The organism is Chelatococcus albus, assembly GCF_030067675.1.
Lineage (GTDB): Bacteria > Pseudomonadota > Alphaproteobacteria > Rhizobiales > Beijerinckiaceae > Chelatococcus_A > Chelatococcus_A albus.
This window is the reverse complement of sequence record NZ_JASJEV010000015.1, coordinates 68,852-86,803: the sequence shown is the minus strand read 5'-3', so window position 1 is coordinate 86,803 and position 17,952 is coordinate 68,852. Positions and strand designations below refer to the sequence as shown.

The window sequence follows — 17,952 nt, the reverse complement described above, 5'->3', positions numbered from 1 at the left end:
CCCTTTTTTCCGCCGGCCGCGTGCTGGTGCGCCCGGACGATCGAACTGTCGATCAGTTCGAGGGAACCGGGTGATCGAGCCGCCAAGGCCTCGAAGATCCGGATCCAGACGCCCGCCTTGGCCCAGCGGTTGAAGCGGTTGTAGACGGTCGTGCAGGGACCGTAGCGATCCGGCAGGTCTCGCCACGGCGCGCCCGACCGCAGGATGAAGAAGATCCCGTTCAGGACCTTGCGGTCGTCCGGCCGCGGACGACCGTTCTTCTTGCCCTCCGCGCCCGGCAACAGCGGTGCGATGATCGTCCATTCCGCGTCCGTCAAATCGAAGCGTGCCATCGGAGCCTCCATCCGGAAGCCTTGAATCACCGACGACGATCAACCACAAGGGGTTTGGGTACGCGACCTAGGCGCCGCGCCAGTCTCCCAGCACCGCCTGCAGCACCGCGAGCGCGGCGACGGCGGCCGTGTCGGCGCGCAGGATGCGCGGCCCGAGCGACAGGCGCAGCACGTTGGGCCGGGCGGCGAGCAGGGCGCGCTCGGCCGCGTCGAACCCGCCCTCCGGCCCGATGAGGAGGGCGAGGGGCATGGCGCCGGTACCGTTCCGGCGGGCCTCCTCGCGCAGGCGCGAGAGGGCTTCCACCGGATCGGCGACGTCCGCCTCCTCGTCGCAGAAGACAAGAAGGCGCTCCGGCTCGAGCAGGGCCACGGCCTCGGGCAGGCGCCGCTCCTCGGCGACCTCGGGCAGGGCCAGGATGCCGCACTGCTCGGCGGCCTCGATGGCATTGGCGCGCATGCGCTCCAGGTTGACGCGGCTCGCCTGGGTGCGGCGGGTGATGACCGGCGCGAGACGGCTTGCCCCCATCTCCACCGCCTTCTGCACCATGTAGTCGAGGCGGGCGTGCTTCAGGGGCGCGAAGAGGTAGTGCAGGTCTGCCGCTGGCGGCTGCGGACGCGTCCGGCCGACGAGCGACAGCGTCATGCCCTTCCTGCCAATCTCCGCGATCTCGGCGCGCCATTCGCCGTCACGGCCGTTGAAGACAAGCACGGCTGCGCCGACGCCGAGGCGCAGCACGTTGCCGAGGTAGTTGGCCTGGGTCTTGTCGAGCGCCACGCCGCCCGCGCCCGGCAGCGGCACGTCGACGAAGAGGCGCGGGGCGCGGAAATCGTAGCTCGCCATCGTGGGCCTTCCGGACATGTCCTCGTCGCGCCCTCGATTAGCCGAGGCCGGGGCGTGACGAAAGCCGCCACAATCGGATGGCACAAGAGCGCCGCCAGCGCCGCCCGGGCGACGTGGCCCCGCCTGCCGGGAGCGGGCTTGGCGCGGCGGGCGCGGGCTGCTATCGGAACGGCAACCGGCCCCGGGCGGAGGTCCGCGGGCAGGAGACCACGTGCGACGAGGTTCGATGATGTCACGGTCCCATCCCGCGCGGGCGACGATCGGCGCCAAGGCCGGCACTGCGATCGGCTCCGCGATCGGCTCCCTTGCCACCGCGGCCCTCGTCGCGGTCCCGCTGATGGCGGCCGGCACGGCGGGGCCGGCCCGGGCCCAGGCTTCGAGCTGCGAGAAGCTCCGGGAGTTCCTCAGCGAGCGCCAGGAGCTCGTGAAGCGGGTCAACGGCCTCGGCAAGAAGGTCAATGCCAAGGACGCCTGCGCCGTCTTCGGCCAGCTCGTCTCCAACGGCAGCAACGCCCTGAAGTGGGTGGAGGCCAACAAGGACTGGTGCCAGATCCCCGACCAGTTCTCGACCGGCCTCAAGAACGATCACGAGAAGGCCGTCTCCATCCGTGGCCGCGCCTGCCAGGTGGCGGCGCAGCAGGCCCAGATGGAGAAGCGCGCCAAGGAAGGCGGTGGCCTCCTGGGCGGCGGGGGCGGCGACATCCTCACCGGGCCGACGCGCATTCCCCAGGGCGCGCTCTGATGCAGGCCGCGCCGGGCGTCGACCGGCCGGTTCCCGACGCGCCCGCCGGCAATTGGGTCGACCGGCGCGCGCCGGTCTTCACGCGTCCTTACCTGCGCCTCGCGCGCATCGACCGGCCGATCGGCTGGTGGCTCCTGCTGCTGCCCTGCTGGTGGTCGACGGCCGCCGCCGCCATCGCGGCCGGGCAGGGCTTTCCGAGCCTCGCCCACCTCGCGCTCTTCCTCGTCGGGGCCGTCGCCATGCGCGGCGCCGGCTCGACCTACAACGACATCGTCGACCGCGAGCTCGACGCCAAGGTGGCGCGCACGAGGAACCGTCCGCTGCCCTCGGGACAGCTGACGGTGGCGCAGGCCGCAGCCTTCCTCGTGCTGCAGGCCCTCGTCGGCCTCGCCGTGCTCGTGCAGTTCAACGGTTTCGCCGTGGGGCTCGGCCTCGGCTCCCTCGCCGTGGTGGCGGTCTACCCCTTCATGAAGCGCATCACCTCGATGCCGCAGCTCGTGCTCGGCTTCGCCTTCGCCTGGGGCGGGCTGATGGGCTGGGCGGCAACCTTCGGGCGGCTCGATGCACCGGCCTTCCTCATCTATGCCGCCGCCATCGCCTGGACGGTCGGCTACGACACGATCTACGCCCTGCAGGACATCGATGACGATCCGATCGCCGGCATCAAGTCCTCGGCCAGGCTCTTCGGCGAGCGCGCGGCGCTCGGCGTCGGCCTCTGCTATGCGGCGGCCCTCGCGAGCCTTGCGGGCGCGCTTGCCCTGATCGGCGTGGGCCCCGTCGCCTGGGCCGGCTTCCTTGCCTTCGCCCTGCATCTGGCATGGCAGGTGAAGTCGATCGACCGCCGCGACGGCGCCAAGGCGTTGCGGCTCTTCAAGTCGAACCGCGACGCAGGTCTCCTGCTCTTCGCCGGCCTCGCCCTCGACGCGGTGATCGCCCGCGCCCTCTGAGCCGCGGCAGGCGGCTCACTCGCGCCCGGCGAGCTCGCGGCCGCGCACCATCACGGGACGGTCGGGCAGGCGGGTCGTCTTGCGCCGCACGAGGAAGCGCGGGCGGCGGCCGTTGAGCAGGCCGTGGCGCCGGCGGATGCGGATCGGGCCGAGGCGCACCCGGCCGATCTGCTCATAAGGGCTTTCCAGCATGCCGTCGACGCGCTGCATCAGGAGCGGCAGGCCCGAGCGGGCGGAGAAGGTGCGCCAGGCGGCGACGATCTCGTCGGCGTCGAAACGGCCGACGACGACCGAGCAGGCGGCGTCCTCGTGCACCAGGACGAGCTCGAAGCTCTCGTCGAAGGGGTCCTCCGCCTCGAGCCGCACGGCGATGCCGAGGAAGGCGGCATAGTTCGCCTGGCCGAGAACGCGGCCGCCAGGCAGGGTCATGCCGCGCACGAAGCCCGGCTCGCCGGGCGCGGGGGTGAGTTCGGCCGTTCCGGGACGGACCCGCATGCCGCGGTCCGTCCCGGTGGCCGGCGTGACGCCTGTCATCGTTCGACGCCTTTTCGTCTGACGCTCCCGCACGGGCCTCTCTGACGGACGCCTCGTGCTCGATGCGGGGATCATGCCCGAGCCTCCCCGGCAAACCCCTTAAAAGCTTGGGTTAATTGCCTCTTGCGCGGCCCCTTTCGCCTGGGATGCTCAACGGAGTCTTGCCGTGATGCCGACAAGGCCGAGGTGCTCTGCCGCCGGAAGGGCCGCTTCCCGCGCGTTTCCGCGCCAGTTGCGCCGGGGCAGTTTGCGCGGGCGCAAGAACGCCGATGCCGTCGTCATTGCCGGGCGCCGGCCGCCGCCCTATTTAGGGCTCACTCCTCTCCTCTCCCGGTTCTTGCCCGGGACCTTCTGGGAACGCCTGCATGGCCCGCGATGTGTCCGATTCCACGCCTGTCGGCTCGCGCGACGATCTCGTCGCCTATCTCGCAGCGGGCTCCAAGCCGCGCAGTGCCTGGCGCATCGGCACCGAGCACGAGAAGGTCCCCTTCTACGTGGCCGACAATTCGCCCGTGCCCTACGAGGGCCGCGACGGAGGCCGGATAGGCGGCATCCGCAAGCTGCTCGAAGGCATGCAGGGGCTCCTCGGCTGGCAGCCGATCATGGAAGGCGACCACCCGATCGGCCTCTACGACGTGACCGGCGGCGGCGCCATCTCGCTCGAGCCGGGCGGCCAGTTCGAGCTGTCGGGTGCGCCGCTCGAGAGCGTGCACCAGACCTGTTGCGAGCTGCACGCCCATCTCGCCCAGCTCAAGGAGGTGGCGCGTCCGCTCGGCATCGGCTTCCTGGCGCTCGGCATGAGCCCCAAGTGGACGCGCGAGGAAACGCCCGTCATGCCCAAGGGCCGCTACGACATCATGCGCCGCTACATGCCCAAGGTCGGTGGCCACGGCCTCGACATGATGTTCCGCACGGCGACCGTGCAGGTGAACCTCGATTTCGGCTCGGAAGCCGACATGGTGAAGAAGCTGCGCGTGTCGCTGGCGCTGCAACCGGTGGCGACGGCGCTCTTCGCCAACTCGCCCTTCACCGACGGGCGTCCCAACGGCTTCCTGTCCATGCGCTCGGAGATCTGGCGCGACACGGACGGCGACCGCACCGGCATGATGCCCTTCGCCTTCGAGGAGGGCATGGGCTTCGAGCGCTACGTCGACTATGCGCTCGATGTGCCAATGTACTTCGTCAAGCGCGGCGACACCTACCACGACGTGGCCGGCGCCTCCTTCCGCGACCTTCTCGCCGGCCGGTTGCCCCAGCTTCCCGGCGAACGCGCGACGCTGTCCGACTGGGCGAACCACCTCTCCACGCTGTTCCCGGAGGTGCGCCTGAAGCGCTACCTCGAGATGCGCGGCTCGGACGGCGGGCCGACGGGCATGCTCTGCGCGGAGCCTGCCTTCTGGGCCGGCCTTTTCTACGACGAGCTGGCACTCGACGGCGCCTGGGAGCTCGTCAAGGGCTGGACGGCGGCGGACCGGCAGATGCTGCGCGACATCGTCCCGCGCGAGGGCCTGCGCTCGACCGTCGCGGGACGGTCCCTGCGCGACGTCGCCCGCGACGCCCTCGCCCTGTCGCGCGCCGGCCTCGCGCGCCGCGCCCGGCTCGACGCGCAGGGGCGCGACGAGACGATGTTCCTCGAGCCGCTGGAGCGTATCGTGGCGGAGGGACGCACGCTCGCCGACATCCTGCTCGCCAAGTATCACAACGACTGGCACGGCTCGGTCGAGCCCGCCTTCCGCAAATACGCCTACTGATCCGGCCCGCGGGCGCGGGAGGAAGGAGGGGGAGGCGGCGCGGCGCCGCGCCCCCGTCCGGCGCTCGCCGCTTCCATCATGTCGCGTAGGCAGGACGGGGGGGCGGCGCCTTGTGACCCCGGGGCGGTGAGGTATATCCTTCGCCCGCCGGTCGCAGTCATAGTTGGAGTTCAGCTATGATGAGGCATCGCTTGACCCTCATGATGGTTCTCGGATTGCTGGCGACGGCCGCGGCGTCGCCGGCGGTCGCCCAACAGCCTGCCGCCGGCGCGATGAGCGACGACGACATCGTCAGGAGCGCCCTGTCGGCGGCACCGGAGGCCGTGGCCAAGGGCGCGACGGTCGTCGCCGTGGAGGCGGACGGCAAGATCCGCACGGTCCGCAAGGGCACCAACGCCTTCACCTGCGTCGCCGACAACCCGGGTACGCCGAGCCCAGACCCCATGTGCGGCGATCAGAACGCCATGCTGTGGGTCAAGGCCTGGCTCGCCCGCAAGAAGCCGCCGAGCGGCAAGGTCGGCATCATGTACATGCTCTCGGGCGGCTCGGACGCGAGCAACACCGACCCCTATGCGACGAAGCCATCCCCCGGCAACAACTGGATCGAAACCGGCCCGCACGTGATGGTGGTCGGCGCCGGCCGCGCCGTCGCCGGCCATCCGAAGCTGCCCAAGCCGGACACCGCCCAGCCCTACGTGATGTGGGCGGGCACGCCCTACGAGCACCTCATGATCCCGATCAAGTGAGGCGCGCGGCAGGGCCCGCCCGGCCCTCGGATTGGCGGCCGGGAGGCACCCGCGCAGGCGGGCGCCCCGGGGTGCCTCCTCGATGCCCGGCCGGGCGCGAGGCGGCGCTCCCGGGCGAGCGTGAAGGCCAGAGGATCGACGCAGGACGCCTTGGCTCTCTCCCTCGGGAAGATGCGCAGGAGGGGGACTGGCGCCGCGGAGCGCGGTGTTGATGCACCGCAGAACCTGTCAAGGGCGCGGATGGGCAGGCGATCGACCCCTTCGGGCTACCGCGGTCGGGGGGCGGTGCGTCGCCCCGCATGGCCCTGCCGCGAGCGGCGGCGGCCGGCGGGGCTGACAGATGGCGGCGGCGGGCGCATCCTCGCAAGGCTTGTCCCGGGACGCCGCCCGCGGCCGATGGCAGGGGACCGCGCGACGCGCCGCCGGCATCGCACGGAGACACGACCATGCACGCTTCCCGGATCGCCTCGCACATTGCCACCCTCACGCTCGTCGCCACGCTCGCGGGGCCGGCGGCGACGCAGCAGCCCGCCCCGCCGGTCCCGTCGGAACACGGCCAGATGCCGGGCCAGATGCCGGGTCAGGCGACACCGGGCGCGCACGACCAGGGCCGGGCGGGGTCCGCCGCGCCGGGCCGGGACATGCCGGGTCAGGGCATGATGGGGCCGGGGATGATGGGCCACGGGATGATGGGGCCGGGCATGATGGGAATGATGCGTGGCGGCATGATGGGCGGCCGCATGACGGGCGGCATGCCGGGGCTGCCGGGTGGCGGGGACGAGAGCGTGCCCAGCCTTGCCCTGCGCGCCGTCGGCGCCAGGATGCACCGCGACATGGCCTTCGCCTATACGGGCGACGTGGACGCGGACTTCGTGCGCAACATGATCGCCCATCATCAGGGTGCCATCGACATGGCGACCGTCGCCATCGCCTTCGGCAAGGACGCCGAAATCCGCAAGCTCGCCGAGGCCATCGTCAAGGCCCAGCAGGCCGAGATCGCGACCATGAGGGATTGGCTCGCCAGGAAGGCGCCGCGGTAGGGCGCGCCTCGCCTGCCGCAGCAGGCTTCCCTTCCGAATGCCAAGCCGCGCGAGGAGCCCGGGGTAACGTTTGGTGTGTCCCGCGCGAACCTCTGACCGTCACCCGGGAAGCCGCGAAGCGGCTGTCCGGGGCCCGGAACCGATTCCGGTTGCGGCAAGGGGAGGCAAGGGCATGACGGTGGTGGGGCCTGATGGAGAAAGGCGAGACCCGCCCCCGGTTTTCTCTTCCCCCGGCAGAAGTTGCGCGCTGTCCGCTCCCCCTCCTCGCCGATCGTCTCATCACCGTTCCCGCGGGAATCCATGAGCGATCATCATTTGTCGTGATGAACATCCGGCGCTAGCTTGCAACTTTTCAACCAGGAGACCGACGTGACTGCGACGGACGCCGCGCGCCCTCAGCCCACCCTCGCCGGCCGGCTCGACGGGACCGACCTGTCCCTTTATGCCGTCACTGTCTTCGTGTGGGGCACGAGCTGGATTGCCCTGCGTATGCAGCTCGGAGTCGTGGCGCCGGAGGTGTCGCTCGTCTGGCGCTTCGCGCTGGCGGCCGCCCTCATGTTCGCCTGGGTGGCGGCGAAGGGCGAGCGGCTGCGCTTCTCCGCCGCGGATCACCTGCGTTTCGCGGGCCTCGGGGTCCTCATCTTCTCGACCAACTTCGTGCTCTTCTACTACGGCGGGCTGACGATCCCCTCGGGCCTTCTCGCCGTCGTCTTCTCGCTCGCCTCGGTGGTCAATCTCGCCCTCGGTGCGCTCTTCCTCGGCCAGCGGATCGACGGGCGCATCGCCGCGGGCGGGGCGCTCGGCGTGCTGGGGGTTGCGGCGATGTTCGCGCCGCAGATCCTCGGTGCCGGCTTCGACCGCGCGAGCCTCGTCGGGCTCGGCCTGTGCCTCGGCGGCACGCTCTCCTTCTGCCTCGGCAACATGCTCTCGGCGGCCAACCAGCGCCGCGGCGTGCCGGTGCTCCCGGCCAATGCCTGGGGCATGGCCTACGGCGTGCTGTTCCTCACGCTTGTCGGCCTCCTGCGCGGCCATGCCTTCGTCGTCGAGCCGACGCTGGGCTATCTCGGTTCCCTGGTCTGGCTGGCGGTCACGGCCTCGGTGGTGGCCTTCGCCTGCTATCTCACGCTGCTCGGCCGCATCGGCGCGGCGCGGGCGGGCTATGCCACCGTGCTCTTTCCCGTCGTGGCGCTCGCCATCTCGACGGTCGTGGAAGGCTACCGCTGGACGCCGCTCGCGGTCGCCGGGCTTGTCCTCGTCATCGCAGGCAACATCCTGGTCCTCGCCCGGCCAAGGGCGTCTTCGCCGAAGTGAACGCCGATCCGGCGACGAAAGTGCTCTGACCTTCCTGAAGGATGGACTGGTTGTCCGATCCCGAAGGATCGGAAGCTGCTCCCGAGCCGCACGAAGGATGGGCACCGGCTTTCCGTCTCATCCTGTTCCAACGGCTCAATCGGGCACGGGCCATGCGCCGGTGCACGCGCCGCCGCCCGCTTTACGCGCCGTTCACTCTTCCACGATTTGGGCGGCGAAAGCGCGAATGCGAGCGGTCGCGTTAACCTCTCGCAGAGCCTGCCGGAGCAAGCTGTCCCCGTCATGAGGAGGCGTTCATGCTGGCACGGCTCGGGGCATTCCTGCGCGACGAACGCGGTTCCGCGGCGGTCGAGTACGGCCTGCTCGCGGCCCTCATCACGCTCGCCATCGTGGCAAGCGTCGTCGTCGTCGGCCAGAGCGTCGTGCGCATCTTCGGCACCCTCGGCGACGAAATGGCGAAGATCCAGTAAGGCCGCAGGGCTGACCCGCGGCTTTACTCAGCGGCCATGGTGAGCCGCGCCGCGCTCAGATTGTCGAGGCTCTGCACGATGTGCTCGGCGAGTGCCGAGGCGAGGGCCGTCGGCTCGTGGCGGTTGCGCATCAGGCCGATCTTGCACGAGGGCAGGGCGGGAAAGCCGTCCGAGGGGCCGAGCACCCGCATGCCGACGCGCACCGCGCTCTCCGGCAGCACCGAGACGGCGAGCCCCGCCGTCACCGCCGCGCCGACAGCGGTCGAGTTCCAGCTCGAATAGAGGACGCGGAAGGGGCGGCCCGTGCGCTCCAGCGCCTCCGTGGCGCTCTGCCGCCAGTTGCAGTTCGGGCGCCCGAGGGCGAGCGGCACCGGCGTTTCCTCATGCGTGCAGTGGCGGCTCGAGGTCACCCACAGGAGCTGCTCGACGCGCACGATCTCGGAGGCGTAGCCCTTGGCGTCGGTGTGCGTGATGATGGCGAGGTCGAGGTCGCCCGACTGCACGCGCTCGACGAGCATCGGCGTCGGCTCGCAGACGACGGTCACCTCCACCTTCGGGTTCGAGCGCGCGAAGCGGGCGAGGATCTCGGGCAGATAGCGGTCGGCGTAGTCGTCCGGCACGCCGAGGCGCACGCGCCCGGTCAGGTCCACGTCGCCGAAGCTCGCGAGGCATTCGAGATTGAGCCGCACGATGCGGCGGGCGTAGTCGAGCAGCCGCTCGCCGTCCTCCGTGAGCTTGGAATGCCGGCCGTCGCGCTCGAACACGTCGCGCCCGAGCCGTTCTTCGAGGCGCTTCATCTGCATGGAGACGGCCGACTGGGTCTTGTGCACCACCTCGGCCGCGCGCGTGAACGAGCCGGTGTCGGCGATGGCGACGAAGGTTTTCAGCTGATCGATATCGAGGAGATGGGGCATGGCGGCCTCCCGCTTTGCCGGCATTCAATCATGCTTGGTGATATTTGCAATCATGAACATTCGTTTCAATGATTGATCGGGTGGTGGCATGATCCCCTCAACGCTCACGCAACCACCTCGGCCGACTGGCCAGAATACCACGCCCCGCCGGGGCGGGGGTAAGTGCGCTTGTGTCTGCGGTCCGGCGCCGGAATGCGCGCCGGCTCTCTTGAGGATCGGCATTCTGGAGGAAGCCATGACCGACCGCATGTTTGGCCAGACGACGACATTGCCCGCCGCGGGCGTCGGCCGGCGCTAGGCGGCCTGGCTCGTGCGGCGCTCCCTGCGCAGCTTTCTGCGCCTGTGGCGCGCCTGGCGCAACCGCCTCGCGGTGCGCAACCTGGCGGAGTTCGACGACCGCACGCTGAAGGATATCGGCCTGACCAGATCCGACGTCGATGGCGCGCTCGCCGAGCCGTTGTTCCGCGATCCCTCGATCGCTCTCGCCCTGAAGGTGCACGATCAGCAGGCGGCAGCCCGCCGCCTGGCCGCAGACGGGCTTCGAACGGTTGCTGTGAGCAGGCCGCAGCAGCGGCCGGCGACTGGCCGCTGCCGCGCAGGTGCGCCAGCCGCCTGCGCCTCCTGAGGTGCGGAAGTCGCCCGTCACCTGCGTCGGGCCCCGGCATGGGCGCGCGGGCCGCGGTGCGGCGGGGAGAAGAGGCGGGCGGCAAGTGGGCCGCCCGCCGCCGGTTCGAGCTTCGGGCGGCTCGTTCTGTCGACCGAATTCGCGCGTGAAGAAAGGGCAGGCGCCTCGAAAGGTTACCTTTCGTTGACCATGGATGAGCCGAATCGCGAATCTGGCAATCGCTCGATCGCGAACGGAGTAAATGTTGCTTTCCGGTTACAGGCATCTATGCTGAACCGTGGTACCGTTCGATTGAAGTGGTCAATCCAGGGGATTGTCATGAAGAGGTTGCTCTGCACAGTCGCCGCGCTCGGCTTCGCCGCCGGTGCCGCCAGCGCTGCCGACCTGCCGAGCCGCCGCGTCGCCCCGGCGCCGGTCGTGCCGGTCTTCACCTGGACGGGCTTCTACGTCGGTGTGAACGCCGGCTACGGCTTCGGCGAGTTCTCCAAGGGCGCCGGCTTCGACGATCCGGACGGCTTCATCGGCGGCGGCCAGATCGGCTACAACTACCAGTTCGGCCAGTTCGTCGCCGGCCTCGAGGCCGACATCCAGTACGCCGACCTCAAGGGCTCCACGAGCGCCCTGCGCTTCGCCAACGGCAACGTCGGCAGGGGTCGCGGTGAGGTCGAGTACTTCGGCACGGTGCGCGGCCGCGTCGGCGTCGCCTTCGACCGCGCCCTCGTCTACGTGACGGGTGGTCTGGCCTACGGCGAGACGAAGTTCTCGGGCGTCGACACCACGGCCGGCATCGCCTTCTCGAAGTCGGACACGCGCACGGGCTGGACCCTCGGCGGCGGCATCGAATATGCCTTCACCAACAACCTGACGGCCAGGGCCGAGTACCTCTACGTCGACCTCGGCGACAACCGCTACTACGGCGTCAACAAGGCCGGCACCGAGTTCTCGGTCGTCCGCGCCGGCCTCAACTACAAGTTCTGAGCCGATCGCCCGAACCCGGCCGGCGGCGCCGGGGTCATCGTCCAGCAATGGCTTGCGCCCGGCACGCGGTCGGGTAGGATTGTGTCATCACTCACACCTTGAGGGCTCGGAGCGCCACGCTCCGAGCCTTTGTTCTGTTGAAGCATCGTTCGATCGGGCGTCGACGCCAGAGCCGGGCGGGGCGGCGGCGGTGGCGGAGCTTTCCGGTGTGAGGGAACCCGGCCGGCCCGCTCGGGTGCAAGGCAGACCGCCGGTCGCCGCCGGGAGGCCCGGTCCGCAGCAGGGGCAGTGCGGGACCGGGACCGCGCGAGGCCTGCCTATTCCGCCGCTTCGCCGCGCAGTTCGCGCGGCAGGGGAAAGAACACACTTTCATCCGCCGTGGAGACGGTTTCGACCGTGACCGCATAACGCTCGGCGAAGGCGTCGATGATCTCCTCCACCAGCACCTCCGGTGCCGAGGCGCCGGCCGTGAGGCCGAGGCGGCGGATGGCGCCGTAGATCGACCAGTCGATGTCCTCGGCCCTGAGGAGGAGGCGCGACACCGGGCAGCCGGCGCGCTCGGCTACCTCGCGCAGGCGCTGCGAATTCGACGAATTGGGCGAGCCCACGACGATCATCGCGTCGACCTGCGGTGCGACGCGCTTCACCGCCTCCTGCCGGTTGGTGGTCGCGTAGCAGATGTCCTCCTTGTGCGGGCTGACGATGGCCGGAAAGCGGCTCTTCAGCGCTTCGACAATGTCGCGCGTGTCGTCGACGGAGAGCGTCGTCTGCGTCACATAGGCGAGGTCGCCGGCGGGAATATCAAGGCGCGTCACGTCCTCGATGGTCTCGACGAGGCTGATCGCCCCGGGTGGCAACTGACCCATGGTGCCGATCACCTCGGGATGGCCGGCGTGGCCGACGAGGACGATATGGCGCCCGCGCCGGTGGTGTACCTCGGCCTCGCGGTGAACCTTGGTGACGAGCGGACAGGTCGCGTCGATGGCGAAGAAATTGCGTTGGCGCGCATCCTCGGGCACAGCCTTGGGCACGCCGTGGGCCGAAAAGATCACCGGCGCGCCCGTCGGCGGGATCTCGTCGAGTTCGTCGACGAAGACGGCGCCCTTCCGCCGCAGGCTCTCGACGACATATTTGTTGTGCACGATCTCGTGGCGCACATAGACCGGCGGCCCATAGAGCGCGAGCGCCTTTTCGACCGCGTCGATGGCGCGCACGACGCCGGCACAGAAGCCGCGCGGGGCGCAGATCATCACGTCGAGCGGTGGCTTTTGGGCAACGGTCATCGGCTATCCGGTCGCGATCCTGCGGCCGATGTGGCGGTTCGCGCCGCATCGTGTCAAGAACGCCGTCGTCGCGCCCTGCGCCGACATCACGGCCCGCGCCGCCTCGCGCGGGCTTCCGCACCGGCCGCAGGAAGGTGCCGGACATGTTCGCGTCGTCAGTCCCTGCCATCGTCCTGTGCCGATGACCCGCCCGATCCGCCTTGCCATCTTCGACATGGACGACGTGCTCTGCCACTACGACCGCGACCGGCGCCTGCGCGTGCTGGCGCATCTGTCGCGGCGGTCGCCCGAGGAGATCCTTCGGAAAATCTGGGATACGGGGTTCGAGGACGCCTCCGACGCGGGCGAGATGGATGCGCGTGAGTATCTCGCCGGCTTCGGCGCGCGGCTCGGCTGCGCCCTGTCGCGCGATGCCTGGGTCGACGCGCGCCGGGCCGGCATGATCCCCTTCGCGGACGTGCTCGCCATGGTCGAGCGGGTCAAGAGCCGCGCGACGGTCGCCGTGCTCACCAACAACGGCTTCCTGACCGCCGAAGCGCTCGACACGCTCTTTCCCGGCTTGAGAAGCCTGTTCGACGGCCGCGTCTTCATCTCGGCCGAATTCCACATGAAGAAGCCCGAACCGGAGATCTACCGCCGGCTCTGCGCCCGGCTCGGCTTCGTGCCCGAGGAGGCCTTCTTCACGGACGACAAGGCGATCAACGTGGAGGGGGCGATGAAGGCGGGGCTCGCCGGCCATGTCTTCACGGGGGCGGCGGGCTTGCGCAGGGTCCTCACGGACCACGGCCTCCTCGATTGAACCGCCCGGGCCCGCGGCGCAGCACCGTTCAGCCGGCCGCCGAGGTGCGCCGGCGCACAGACCGCACCCTCCCCACTCGCCTACGGGCAGGGTAATGAAGGAGTGCCGGGATTCTTCGCCCCGGCGCGCGGCCATGCGGCGCCCTGTCCGTCCGGCCCCTGCGATGAGTCCCCCCAATGGCCGAGCCCGTTTCGCAAGCGAGCTTCCTTTCACCGGTCCTCATGTTCTGCGCCGCCGCGGTCGTGGCCGTGCCGCTGTTCCGGCGCATCGGGCTCGGTGCCGTGCTCGGCTATCTGGCCGCCGGCGTCGTCATCGGTCCGTCGGTGCTCGCGCTCGTCGACGACCCGGAGACGGTGCGCGGCGTCGCCGAGATCGGCGTCGTGCTGCTGCTCTTCATCGTCGGGCTGGAACTGAAGCCCTCCCGCCTCGTGGCCATGCGGCACGACATCTTCGGCCTCGGGCTCGCCCAGGTGGTGGCGACGGCCATGGTGCTCGCGGGCCTGACGGCCGCCTTCAGCGAGCAGGACAAGGGGCTGTTCGTCATCGGCGTGGCCTTCGCGCTCTCGGCGACGTCGGTGGCGCTGCAGATCCTGGAAGAGCGCGGCGATCTGCAGGCTTCCTACGGCCGGCGTGCCTTTGCCGTGCTCCTGTTCCAGGATCTCGCCATCGTTCCCCTGCTCGCCATGCTGCCGCTCCTCGCCAATACCCAGGCGCTCGCCGGCGGCGAGGCGATGAGCCGCGGTCTCGGTGCGGTCGCCGAAGCGCTGGGTGCGGTGGGCCTCACGGTCTTCGCGGGGCGCTACCTGCTCAACCCCTTCTTCCGCGTGCTCGCCGCGACGGGCGCGCGCGAGGTGATGACGGCGGCGGCCCTGCTCGTCGCCCTCGGGGCGGCGATGCTCATGGAGGAGGTCGGCCTGTCCATGGCCATGGGCGCCTTCCTCGCCGGCGTGCTCCTGGCGGAATCGAATTTCCGCCATCAGCTCGAGGCCGACATCGAGCCCTTCCGCGGCCTCCTCCTCGGCCTCTTCTTCATGAGCGTCGGCATGTCGATCGACGTGGGGCTCGTGGCGGGGAACGCCCGGCTCCTTGCCCTCGCGGTGCCGCTGCTGGTCGCCCTCAAGATCGGGCTCGGCGCGGGGCTCCTGCGCGCCTTCGGCTCGCCCTGGCGCGATGCCGTCAGGGCTGGGGCGCTGCTCGCGCCGGCAGGCGAGTTCGCCTTCGTGCTCCTGCCTGTAGCGGCGGCTGTCGGCCTCGTCACGCAGGAGGAGCTGCAGCTCCTGACCGCGCTCGCCGCCTTGAGCATGCTCCTCGGCCCGATCGTCGCCAAGCTCCTCGACCAGGTGCTCGAGCGCGTGCCGGAGGCCGAACGGGAAGCCGAAGCCGAGGCTTTCGCCGGCGGCGCCTCCAATGTCGTCGTCATCGGCTTCGGCCGCTTCGGGCAGGTCGTCAATCAGGTCCTTCTCGCCGACGGCGCCGACGTGACCGTGATCGACCGCAATGTGGAGCGCATCCGCGCCGCCGCGCGCTTTGGCTTCAAGGTCTACTATGGCGACGGCACGCGCCTCGACGTGCTGCGCACCTCCGGGGCCGGGCGGGCCGATCTCGTCTGCATCTGCGTCGACGATCGCGCCACCGCCCTGAAGATCGTCGAGCTGATGCATGTCGAATTCCCGCAGGTGCGCACCTATGTGCGGGCGTACGACCGCGTTCACGCCATCGACCTGATGAACGCGGAGGTGGACTACCAGATGCGCGAGACGTTCGAATCGGCGCTGGCCTTCGGGCGCGCCACCCTCGAAGGGCTCGGCGTGCCGGCGGAGCGTGCCCGTGCCGTGGTCGACGACGTGCGCCGCCGCGACGTTGCCCGCCTGATGATGCAGAAGGCCGAGGGGATCATGGGGGGCGCGGACATGCTGCACGGAGCGCGGGAGCGCCTGACGCCGGAGCCGCTGACGGCGCCGAAGGCCAGGACCAGGGCGCTGACGGCCGAGACCGAGGACCTGATCGCCGACGCGGGGACGAGCCGATGAGCGAAAGCGCTGTGACCGTCGACGAGACGCGTCCGGAAGGGACGCCCGCCCGCCCTGCGCCCGGGCCCGCCCCGGCCGCAGCCGCTCCGGCCGGCGGCGAGATGCCCAAGTTCGTCCAGGGCTCGACCATGCGCCACGTCCTCGTCATGACGGCGACCGGCTCGGTCGGCCTCATGGCCATCTTCCTCGTCGACTTCCTGTCGCTCCTCTACATTTCCTGGCTCGGCAACGCCTCGCTGACGGCGGCCGTCGGCTTCGCCACGATCGTCCTCTTCTTCGCCACCTCCATCAACATCGGCCTCATGATCGCCGTCGGCGCCCTCGTCTCCCGTGCCCTCGGCGCGCGCGAGCGCGACAGGGCGCGGCGGCTCGCCGCCTCGCTCGTCACCCAGACGGCGATCATCGCGAGCCTGTTCAGCCTCGCCGTGCTGCCCTTCGTCGGCCCGATCCTGACGCTCATCGGCGCGACCGGCGAGGCGCACGCGGTCGCGGCCCGCTTCCTCGCGATCACCCTCCCGTCGAATGTTCTCATGGGCCTCGGCATGGCGCTCTCGGGCGTATTGCGGGCCGTGGGTGACGCGCGCCGGGCCATGTACGTCACCCTCGCCGGCGGCGTGATGACGGCCATCGCCGATCCGATCTTCATCTTTCTGCTCGGGCTCGGCGTGGACGGCGCCGCCATCGTCATCGTGCTGTCGCGCGCCACCTTCGTGTTCGTGGGCTTGCGCTCCGTGGTGAAGGTGCACCACCTCATGGCACGGCCCCATCTCGACCATGTCGTCGCCGACATGAAGCCGATGCTCGGCATAGCCGTGCCGGCGATCCTCACCAACGTGGCGACGCCCGTCGCCAATGCCTTCATCGCGGCGACGATCGCCCGTTTCGGCGATACGGCGATCGCCGCCAGCGCCATCATCGACCGCCTGATCCCGCTGTGCTTCGGCGTGATCTTCGCCCTGTCGGGCGCCGTCGGCCCCATTCTCGGCCAGAACTGGGGCGCCCGTCGCTTCGACCGCATGCACGGCGTCCTCGTCAATTCGCTCGTGCTGGTCACCGTCTATGTCCTTGGCGTCTGGCTCGTGCTCGTCCTGCTCGGCGACCTGATCCCCCGCCTGTTCCACGTCGCCGGCACGCGCACGGGCGAGCTCGTCGTCTTCTTCTCTCTTGTCAGCGGCGCCATCTGGCTGTTCAACGGCTTCCTCTTCGTCGCCAACGCCGCCTTCAACAACCTCGGTTTCCCGCTCTACGCCACGGCCTTCAACTGGACGAAGGCGACGCTCGGCACCTTGCCCTTCGCCGCGCTCGGCGCCCGCCTCGGCGGCGTGGAGGGGGTGATGCTGGGCATCGCCGGCGGAGCCCTCATCTTCGGCATCGCGGCGGCGGTCACGGCCTTCCGCGCCGTAGCGCGCCTGGCGCGGGAGGGCTGACGGCGCGCGGGCGCACGGTCGATGCGCCAAGACTTGGTGATGTATTTCTCTTGTTGTTCGCCCGCAGAAATCTGCCAATCTGGTTGATATATATTGTATTGGTTCTTGTTAACGAATATGCGCCTGTTTTTCGTGTGCCGATGCCGGGACGAAATGAAGGTCCGCGCGCGGGGGCGCTGAATTGAATCGGGGCTGCGAAGTCGAGGGGCCCGCCAACTACGCCGGATGCGCCGTCCGTGCCCGCTTTCCCGGCATCCTGCGATGGTGCCGGGAATGCAGCCGCGCCGGGGGCGTGGTGATGGGCCGCGCGTCGTTGCCCGTACTTGTTGCGATGTCTCCGCCTGTCATGAGAGTTGTTCGGCGGTTGAGCATGACGATGGCGCTGATAAGCTGATTGTTTCTGGTTGTTTGTGGGAAAATACCTGGGTTGCACTCGTCCGGGTCAATTAATGGCGTTTCGATCTTGCGCAAGGAGAACAGCTTTGCTTGAATTCCTTCGGCCCTTTGGCGCACGCATCATGTTGTAGATACATTTTGCCATGCACTAGATTTAGGGGGGTGGGTATCGGACTGCCGCCGAACTGTCCCGCCGCCGGATGACGATCCGTTCCGCCCGTCGCTCGCAAGGCCCGCGAGCGAATGTGCGCTGATGGTCCTGTCACGCAGCCCGCAGATGGGCGGCGTCGTTGATCGGCCGCGAACCACGAGCCGCGGGCTCCCTCGTGGAAGGTTTCCGATCAATCCGCTTGTTGGGACTGGGGACAAGGAGTGGACGATGAGTGCGATTCACAAGACCCCTGCACCGAGCGGCCAACCGGCCGCCGGCAACGATGTGACCATGGTCGCCATGATTCCCCAGTGGTTCAAGGCGTCTACGGTCGACCTGCCCCTCGCCCTCGGCTCGGAACTTCTTCGCTTCGCCGCGCATCGGATGCAGGTGCAGGCCGAGTTCTGGGCGACGCTGGCCCGTTGCAACAGCCTGCCGCAAGTTGCGGAAGCGCAGTCGAGCTTCGCCCAGGAAGCGGTGTCCGAATACACGACGGAGATCGCCTCCCTCATCAAGACCGCGCAGGACAATATTTCCGCCCAGGCGGCCTGAACGGCGCGAGAGCGTTTTCCGATTCCGCTGAATCGGAAAACGCGTTCATCGTCTGCGAGAGGTAATTGTCACCGCTGACGCGG

Annotated in this window: 18 protein-coding genes; 13 read left to right on the top strand and 5 right to left on the bottom strand. The window is 69.6% G+C overall.

Annotated elements, in window-relative coordinates; all coding sequences use genetic code 11:
* The coding region (locus QNA08_RS17555) for an IS5 family transposase (protein ID WP_283742021.1) at positions 1–332 on the bottom strand (332 nt) is incomplete at its 3' end.
* Between the two features lie 67 nt (positions 333–399).
* A complete protein-coding gene (locus tag QNA08_RS17550; RefSeq protein ID WP_283742020.1) occupies positions 400–1,173 on the bottom strand; it encodes a 16S rRNA (uracil(1498)-N(3))-methyltransferase in 774 nt (257 codons plus the stop codon).
* Between the two features lie 226 nt (positions 1,174–1,399).
* Between QNA08_RS17550 and QNA08_RS17545 the strand changes: the two genes are divergently transcribed.
* Positions 1,400–1,915 (top strand): hypothetical protein, encoded by a 516-nt coding sequence (locus QNA08_RS17545; RefSeq protein WP_283742019.1) that lies wholly within the window; start codon positions 1,400–1,402, stop codon positions 1,913–1,915.
* Entirely contained in the window at positions 1,915–2,862 is a 948-nt protein-coding gene (gene ubiA, locus QNA08_RS17540) for a 4-hydroxybenzoate octaprenyltransferase (RefSeq protein WP_283742018.1), read from the top strand. Before QNA08_RS17545 ends, ubiA begins: the two co-directional genes overlap by 1 nt.
* Before the next feature lie 15 nt (positions 2,863–2,877).
* Here ubiA and QNA08_RS17535 read toward each other — a convergent pair whose 3' ends face one another.
* Positions 2,878–3,357 carry a DUF6101 family protein gene (locus QNA08_RS17535; protein WP_283742017.1) on the bottom strand — a complete coding sequence of 160 codons (480 nt, stop codon included), beginning with the start codon at positions 3,355–3,357 and terminating at the stop codon, positions 2,878–2,880.
* Positions 3,358–3,761: 404 nt separating this feature from the next.
* Here QNA08_RS17535 and QNA08_RS17530 point away from each other — a divergent pair, with 404 nt between their 5' ends.
* From QNA08_RS17530 to QNA08_RS17510, 5 genes are all read left to right on the top strand, one after another.
* Positions 3,762–5,147 carry a glutamate--cysteine ligase gene (locus QNA08_RS17530; RefSeq protein ID WP_283742016.1) on the top strand — a complete coding sequence of 462 codons (1,386 nt, stop codon included), beginning with the start codon at positions 3,762–3,764 and terminating at the stop codon, positions 5,145–5,147.
* Between the two features lie 200 nt (positions 5,148–5,347).
* Positions 5,348–5,893, top strand: coding sequence for a hypothetical protein (locus QNA08_RS17525; RefSeq protein WP_283742025.1), 546 nt, complete (start codon positions 5,348–5,350; stop codon positions 5,891–5,893).
* A 446-nt stretch (positions 5,894–6,339) separates the two neighbouring features.
* Positions 6,340–6,933 (top strand): CopM family metallochaperone, encoded by a 594-nt coding sequence (copM, locus tag QNA08_RS19000; RefSeq protein WP_422679943.1) that lies wholly within the window; start codon positions 6,340–6,342, stop codon positions 6,931–6,933.
* A 369-nt stretch (positions 6,934–7,302) separates the two neighbouring features.
* Positions 7,303–8,244, top strand: a complete 942-nt coding sequence (locus QNA08_RS17515) for a DMT family transporter (protein WP_283742015.1) — start codon at positions 7,303–7,305, stop codon at positions 8,242–8,244.
* Positions 8,245–8,540: 296 nt separating this feature from the next.
* Entirely contained in the window at positions 8,541–8,714 is a 174-nt protein-coding gene (locus QNA08_RS17510) for a Flp family type IVb pilin (RefSeq protein ID WP_283742014.1), read from the top strand.
* Positions 8,715–8,737: 23 nt separating this feature from the next.
* Here the strand turns inward: QNA08_RS17510 and QNA08_RS17505 are convergent, their stop codons facing one another.
* Positions 8,738–9,628: a LysR substrate-binding domain-containing protein gene (locus tag QNA08_RS17505; protein ID WP_283742013.1), complete on the bottom strand. Its 891-nt coding sequence runs from the start codon at positions 9,626–9,628 to the stop codon at positions 8,738–8,740.
* 310 nt (positions 9,629–9,938) lie between these two features.
* Between QNA08_RS17505 and QNA08_RS17500 the strand changes: the two genes are divergently transcribed.
* Both QNA08_RS17500 and QNA08_RS17495 read left to right on the top strand, forming a co-directional pair.
* The gene (locus tag QNA08_RS17500; protein ID WP_283742012.1) at positions 9,939–10,253 is read left to right on the top strand and encodes a DUF1127 domain-containing protein; all 315 of its coding nucleotides are present in this window, start codon (positions 9,939–9,941) and stop codon (positions 10,251–10,253) included.
* Between the two features lie 318 nt (positions 10,254–10,571).
* Positions 10,572–11,231, top strand: coding sequence for an outer membrane protein (locus QNA08_RS17495; RefSeq protein ID WP_283742011.1), 660 nt, complete (start codon positions 10,572–10,574; stop codon positions 11,229–11,231).
* A gap of 317 nt (positions 11,232–11,548) precedes the next feature.
* Here QNA08_RS17495 and ispH read toward each other — a convergent pair whose 3' ends face one another.
* Positions 11,549–12,514, bottom strand: coding sequence for a 4-hydroxy-3-methylbut-2-enyl diphosphate reductase (gene ispH / locus QNA08_RS17490; protein ID WP_283742010.1), 966 nt, complete (start codon positions 12,512–12,514; stop codon positions 11,549–11,551).
* A 181-nt stretch (positions 12,515–12,695) separates the two neighbouring features.
* Between ispH and QNA08_RS17485 the strand changes: the two genes are divergently transcribed.
* From QNA08_RS17485 to QNA08_RS17470, 4 genes are all read left to right on the top strand, one after another.
* The gene (locus QNA08_RS17485; protein WP_283742009.1) at positions 12,696–13,313 is read left to right on the top strand and encodes an HAD family hydrolase; all 618 of its coding nucleotides are present in this window, start codon (positions 12,696–12,698) and stop codon (positions 13,311–13,313) included.
* Between the two features lie 176 nt (positions 13,314–13,489).
* Positions 13,490–15,343 carry a monovalent cation:proton antiporter-2 (CPA2) family protein gene (locus QNA08_RS17480; protein ID WP_283742008.1) on the top strand — a complete coding sequence of 618 codons (1,854 nt, stop codon included), beginning with the start codon at positions 13,490–13,492 and terminating at the stop codon, positions 15,341–15,343.
* The gene (locus QNA08_RS17475) at positions 15,340–16,770 is read left to right on the top strand and encodes an MATE family efflux transporter (protein WP_283742007.1); all 1,431 of its coding nucleotides are present in this window, start codon (positions 15,340–15,342) and stop codon (positions 16,768–16,770) included. Before QNA08_RS17480 ends, QNA08_RS17475 begins: the two co-directional genes overlap by 4 nt.
* Positions 16,771–17,545: 775 nt before the next feature.
* Complete coding sequence (locus QNA08_RS17470; protein ID WP_283742006.1) at positions 17,546–17,869, top strand: phasin family protein; 324 nt, start codon at positions 17,546–17,548, stop codon at positions 17,867–17,869.
* Positions 17,870–17,952 lie beyond the last annotated feature (83 nt).

What these genes read in the sequence shown, in the direction of transcription:
- QNA08_RS17550 (WP_283742020.1), bottom strand. Translation starts at nt 1,173, where the DNA reads ATGGCGAGCTACGATTTCCGCGCCCCGCGCCTCTTCGTCGACGTGCCG.
- QNA08_RS17545 (WP_283742019.1), top strand. Translation starts at nt 1,400, where the DNA reads ATGATGTCACGGTCCCATCCCGCGCGGGCGACGATCGGCGCCAAGGCC.
- ubiA (WP_283742018.1), top strand. Translation starts at nt 1,915, where the DNA reads ATGCAGGCCGCGCCGGGCGTCGACCGGCCGGTTCCCGACGCGCCCGCC.
- QNA08_RS17535 (WP_283742017.1), bottom strand. Translation starts at nt 3,357, where the DNA reads ATGCGGGTCCGTCCCGGAACGGCCGAACTCACCCCCGCGCCCGGCGAG.
- QNA08_RS17530 (WP_283742016.1), top strand. Translation starts at nt 3,762, where the DNA reads ATGGCCCGCGATGTGTCCGATTCCACGCCTGTCGGCTCGCGCGACGAT.
- QNA08_RS17525 (WP_283742025.1), top strand. Translation starts at nt 5,348, where the DNA reads ATGATGGTTCTCGGATTGCTGGCGACGGCCGCGGCGTCGCCGGCGGTC.
- copM (WP_422679943.1), top strand. Translation starts at nt 6,340, where the DNA reads ATGCACGCTTCCCGGATCGCCTCGCACATTGCCACCCTCACGCTCGTC.
- QNA08_RS17510 (WP_283742014.1), top strand. Translation starts at nt 8,541, where the DNA reads ATGCTGGCACGGCTCGGGGCATTCCTGCGCGACGAACGCGGTTCCGCG.
- QNA08_RS17505 (WP_283742013.1), bottom strand. Translation starts at nt 9,628, where the DNA reads ATGCCCCATCTCCTCGATATCGATCAGCTGAAAACCTTCGTCGCCATC.
- QNA08_RS17495 (WP_283742011.1), top strand. Translation starts at nt 10,572, where the DNA reads ATGAAGAGGTTGCTCTGCACAGTCGCCGCGCTCGGCTTCGCCGCCGGT.
- ispH (WP_283742010.1), bottom strand. Translation starts at nt 12,514, where the DNA reads ATGACCGTTGCCCAAAAGCCACCGCTCGACGTGATGATCTGCGCCCCG.
- QNA08_RS17485 (WP_283742009.1), top strand. Translation starts at nt 12,696, where the DNA reads ATGACCCGCCCGATCCGCCTTGCCATCTTCGACATGGACGACGTGCTC.
- QNA08_RS17480 (WP_283742008.1), top strand. Translation starts at nt 13,490, where the DNA reads ATGGCCGAGCCCGTTTCGCAAGCGAGCTTCCTTTCACCGGTCCTCATG.
- QNA08_RS17475 (WP_283742007.1), top strand. Translation starts at nt 15,340, where the DNA reads ATGAGCGAAAGCGCTGTGACCGTCGACGAGACGCGTCCGGAAGGGACG.
- QNA08_RS17470 (WP_283742006.1), top strand. Translation starts at nt 17,546, where the DNA reads ATGAGTGCGATTCACAAGACCCCTGCACCGAGCGGCCAACCGGCCGCC.